The organism is Sphaerospermopsis reniformis (assembly GCF_005402885.1).
GTDB lineage: Bacteria > Cyanobacteriota > Cyanobacteriia > Cyanobacteriales > Nostocaceae > Sphaerospermopsis > Sphaerospermopsis kisseleviana.
Genome location: NZ_BJCE01000322.1, coordinates 1 through 4,897, shown reverse-complemented (window position 1 = coordinate 4,897; position 4,897 = coordinate 1). Strand labels below are relative to the sequence as shown.

Here is a 4,897-nt window from a genome sequence, read left to right as displayed (position 1 = left end):
TGAGTGCCAAGAATTGGTCTTGGAAATGATGGCATCTGTTCGCAATAAGATGCCATTTTATCAGCAGGGTTTGAGGGCTGTAATGCTTATCCAGCAACCTCTTTAGCTCCTTTGTCGCCCCCTCAAGGGCGAAGCATTCGGATGATAGTCTTAGGTAAAAACCGATAATTAATTGTCCGAATGCTGATGCTTCCAGCACGCTTCGCGAACACCCCTACATTGTTGACGCGAAACCTAAATCAAAATGTGGTTTATTTACCTGAAAATAGCTGTAAGTCCCCTAATCCGGGAACATCCTCCCTCAAATATCTTCTATAATCATGTTAATAATTGGAGTAGTAGGAGTAATATTAATGAAACCATTATTATTGCTGGTTAGTTTGCTAAGTTTTCATAGTCCGGTAAATTATAGTTATTATTTACCTGTATATTTATCTTCTCTACCCTTCGCAAATTTATCTCAGACTCTTTATCATCAACCTTCACAGTTAAATTCAATCAATTCAATCAATTTAAAAAACGTAAATAAGAAAGTTATGATGAAGGCTTCTTTGTTATCTCAAGAAAATAAGCTATCACCTTTAGGTGTTCCTCCTGAACCTAACCGAGATATTGGTATTGCTACTGTTTTTCTAACTTTAGAAAATCATCAACAGAAAAATCAAACCGTCATGATTGAAAAGATTGAAATTCGCAATATTGGTGATAGAAAATTACAACCTTTTGCATTTAAAAGAAGGAAAATCGAACTTAAACCACTAGAAAATGCCGTGGTTGATATTCGTTTAACTAATAAAACCGGTTACGTTGGCAATGATCAAGTTAAGGCAGTTATAACTTATAAAATTGAGAATCAGGTTAATGTAATTGAGTCTAAACCTGTGGTAGTTCAAAAGTCTTAGGATTAGTGCGGATACTAGAGAAAGTAAATCTAGCTTTAGATAATTCCCAAGAGATGAAAGTTATTCGTGCAAGAAAACTTCTCTTAATTCCTATGGTTTGAGAATTTAGGTTTTATAGAGGTAGAACCTCTGGGTTTCCATTCCCAGTAATAATTAATTATACTATATTGATAGTATCATAAATTATATTATGAAAATTACTGAGAAAATTTGCAAGATAAACTAACTTGTATATTATCTAATAGACATCTCCAGAAAAAAATTATAGAACCTATTTATGGGGGCAGGTCGAAGATTATGGGATTTTTAGATGTCTGATTTTTCCGTTAAATTATCGCCTAAAGGCTTCGCTTCGCCCCTACAACTTATGACAAATTAATACATTTTATTTTGGAGAGGTCTAATTGATATATAATTTATAGTAGGGAGGTATTTTTATATGATGACTCTACAGGAAATTATCAACTCTATTGACAACTTACCAACAGAAGACAGAGAGTATTTATTTGAGTTTCTCCGTCAACAAAGAATTGAAAACCGTCGTTTAGAAATTTTAGCTAATGCAAAAGAAGTAACAGAAGCATTTAACAATGGTACTGCTAAAAGGGGAAGTGTAGATGATTTGATCGCTGACTTACTAGGAGATGATGATGGAAGTTGTCTGGAGTAGTGGATTCAAGCGATCTTTTAAAAAGATTATCAAGAAAAATCCACAATTAAAAAATAAGATTATTGATGTCTTACAGCTATTAGCAGATGATCCTTTCACACCATCTTTAAAGTCTCATAAATTAGGAGGAGATTTAGCTGGTTTTTGGTCTTGTTCTGTGACTTATGATTGTAGAATTATTTTTAATTTATCTGAGGATGAGCAGTTGTTAGAAATGGTTATTTTATTAATTGATATTGGTAGCCACGATGAGGTTTATTAAATAGTAATTTAATAGTAATTTAATAGTAATTTAATAATAATTTAATAGTAATTTAAAATAAAATCTCAGTTTTCATCCTGAAAATCCTGAAATCCTGTACTTCGACTTCGCTCAGTAACCAGACATCCTGATTCAGAAAAATATTTAGATCCCTAACTTATTGACTTATTCAAGAAGTCGGGGATCTAAATCATCTCATAATTAGGGTTTGCTGAATAAACCTAAAACCTTGATATATCAAAGGTTAGAGGCTGATAAACACAGAAATTAGTGCAAGGGTTTTGAAGGGTATACCGGAAAAAGTGTGCATTTTTTGGGATTTCAAGAGATGGCAAAGAAATTTTCCAATCTCCTCCTGACTCCTGACTCCTGACTCCTATGCCCTCACGGAAAGACTTTCTCAGCAACCCCTAATTATCTCTCAACTAACTTCCCATCACTGCATCTCAATACTTTTCGGTTAAGCCCAAAAAATAAAATTCTGTAGGTTGGGTTGAGGAACGAAACCCAACATTTATAAGCTTTTGTTGGGTTGCGCTATCGCTTAACCCAACCTACAAAAACTCATAATTATCTCTAAACTAACTTCCCATCACTGCATCTAATAACAACTCACCACCAAACCGCACCGGATCTGTACAAGGTAAACCTGTTTGATCTGTAACTTGGGCGATCGCATTTTTAGCAGCAACTTCATCTAAATCTCTAGTATTTAAAGCTATCCCCGCTACCGGAACTTTAGCAAACGCACCCACCCCACTAGCAACAATTTCATACATTTTAATTACCTCCGGTAAAGGAGGAATCGGAACATGAGGATTATTATGATTGTGAGTTTGTCCGGCTCGATGCACTAAAATTAAATGTGTAGGTTGAGAACCCCGAATTAAAGGTAAAGTTGCAGTTGAACCAGGATGTAATAAAGAACCTTGTCCTTCTATTTGCAGAATATCGTAATTTTTACCAAACCGCATCACCAACTGTTCCACCGCACCCGCAGCAAAGTCTACCCGCACTGCATCTAACGCTACTCCATCCCCTTCTAACATTAACCCAGTTTGACCAGTAGCTAAAAATTTCGACTTCCAACCCCGTAATTTTGCAGAACGATGTAATTCTAAACTGGTGGACATTTTACCAATGGCCATATCTGTTCCCACCGTCAACACCCGACGACAGGGAAGAGTCCGCGCTAACCCGGAAGCTATTTCTAAGTTAGCAGGTTCTTTTCGCACATCCCAAATTAAGCAACCTGGTTTTAAGAGAGCATTTAATTCTGGTATATTCCCTAAAGGTGTGTGTAGACCATTAACCAAAGACATTCCCCCTTTGAGTGCATCTTTGATATCTGGCCAATAATGATCAGGAATTATCCCACCTTTGGGAGCAATACCAATAACTAAAACTTCTGGTTGATATTGCAAAGCTGCACTCACTGAACCCACAACAGGAACATCACGTTTTATTCCTGTTAACTCTGATACAGATTTACCTACACATTCCCGATCTATCACTGCAACTATCGGTGATTCACTATAGCGTAAAATGGATAAACCGGTTTTTCCCTGAGTTCCACTCAGTCCTTCATGCAATAAAATTGCTATCTTTTTATTAAGTGGCAAACGCACTGTATTGTACTCCTAAACCTGGTAAATTATTAGGTAAAATTCGTCCTTTTTCCACAGATGCACCCACAAAAGGATCATCTATTAAATTTAAGTGACTATCTAAATCTAAATAATCTGCTAATGGTGCAAGTTGGGAAGCTGCTGTATTGGCTAATGAACTATCAGAATAACAGCCAAACATCACTTGTAAATTATGTGCTTTGGCTGTATTTACCATTCTCCAAGCTTCACTTAAACCCCCAGATTTCATGAGTTTAATATTAATTCCATCTACATAATCTGCTAAGGGGGGAATATCCACACTGGTAAAGCAACTTTCATCCACAAAGATGGGTAAAGGTGAATGTTCTTTCAGGGTGGCTAATTTATTTTCTTCACCTCTTGGTAATGGCTGTTCTATATATTTTATCCCTAAATCTGCTAACCACAGAGACATAGAAATTGCATCTGCTAAACTCCAACCTCCGTTAGCATCTACAAATAAATCTATTTCTGGTGCTGTTTCTTTCACTGCTAAGAGCATTTTTCTGTCTGCTTCTATTCCTTCTTTTGCTCCTAATTTCACTTTTAATAATTTCACATCCATATATTCTAACCAGTCTTTGGTTCTGGTTGCTGCACCTTCTGGGGAGTTAATACCTATGGTTACGGATGTGGGTACTATTTTATTGAGATTTAGTCCCCACATTTTCCACAATGGTAAATTTACACTTTTCCCCATCCAATCATACAACGCCATGTCTATAGCTGCCTTGGCTGCGGAAGGGATTTGATACTGTGTTAAAATTGTTTCAATTTCCTGTCTTTGCCAAGGATTGTATGATTCTAACACAGGGGTGATTTTTTGCAAGGCATCTGTGATCATTTCGGTGGTTTGACGGTGATTTCCCACACCAAAGGGTGATGCTTCTCCCCATCCTTCAATGTCGTTTTCGATGATTTTGACGCTGATATTTGTTGTTTGTGTTGTTGTTCCTCTACTTATTGTTAAGGGGAATCTTTTGTTAACTGTAAATTGACTGACTTGTATTTTCATTTTAGCAACTTATACTTATCAACTATTTATCAGCCATAATACACTAAATAAACAAGATTATAATTTTATGACTTACGCAAGATGTGACTGAAAACCTTATTCCTGCGTAGGGGTAATTCATGAATTACCCTTACTTTCTTTCCCTTTTGCATAAATCCTGAATTTATTAGCTTCTGCATTGTTTGAAGAAATCCGGTATCCAATACTTTTCGGTTAAACCCAAAAAATAAAATTCTGTAGGTTGGGTTGAGGAACGAAACCCAACATTTATCAGCTTTTGTTGGGTTGCGCTATCGCTTAACCCAACCTTGTATCTTAGAGGTATGTTAGAGGAAGTGGTAGACCGTCCCAACCTTGGTCAGAAAAGACCGCTTCGTAGCAAGGATCACCACAACAATC

Annotated in this window: 5 protein-coding genes; 3 read left to right on the top strand and 2 right to left on the bottom strand. The window is 36.4% G+C overall.

The annotated features are described in order from the left end of the window. Positions 1-353: 353 nt before the first annotated feature. The 3 genes from FFR48_RS25435 (at position 354) to FFR48_RS25425 (ending at position 1,834) form a co-directional block, all read left to right on the top strand. The gene (locus FFR48_RS25435; protein WP_137669283.1) at positions 354-902 is read left to right on the top strand and encodes a hypothetical protein; all 549 of its coding nucleotides are present in this window, start codon (positions 354-356) and stop codon (positions 900-902) included. Between the two features lie 439 nt (positions 903-1,341). Beyond that, a complete protein-coding gene (locus tag FFR48_RS25430) occupies positions 1,342-1,572 on the top strand; it encodes a hypothetical protein (protein ID WP_137669282.1) in 231 nt (76 codons plus the stop codon). Next, entirely contained in the window at positions 1,553-1,834 is a 282-nt protein-coding gene (locus FFR48_RS25425; protein WP_137669284.1) for a type II toxin-antitoxin system RelE/ParE family toxin, read from the top strand. The genes FFR48_RS25430 and FFR48_RS25425 overlap by 20 nt, the downstream gene beginning before the upstream one ends. Before the next feature lie 581 nt (positions 1,835-2,415). Here FFR48_RS25425 and FFR48_RS25420 read toward each other — a convergent pair. Beyond that, the gene (locus FFR48_RS25420) at positions 2,416-3,462 is read right to left on the bottom strand and encodes an N-acetyltransferase DgcN family protein (protein ID WP_137669281.1); all 1,047 of its coding nucleotides are present in this window, start codon (positions 3,460-3,462) and stop codon (positions 2,416-2,418) included. Next, positions 3,446-4,498 carry a dipeptide epimerase gene (locus FFR48_RS25415; protein WP_137669280.1) on the bottom strand — a complete coding sequence of 351 codons (1,053 nt, stop codon included), beginning with the start codon at positions 4,496-4,498 and terminating at the stop codon, positions 3,446-3,448. The genes FFR48_RS25420 and FFR48_RS25415 overlap by 17 nt, the downstream gene beginning before the upstream one ends. Between the last annotated feature and the right edge of the window lie 399 nt (positions 4,499-4,897).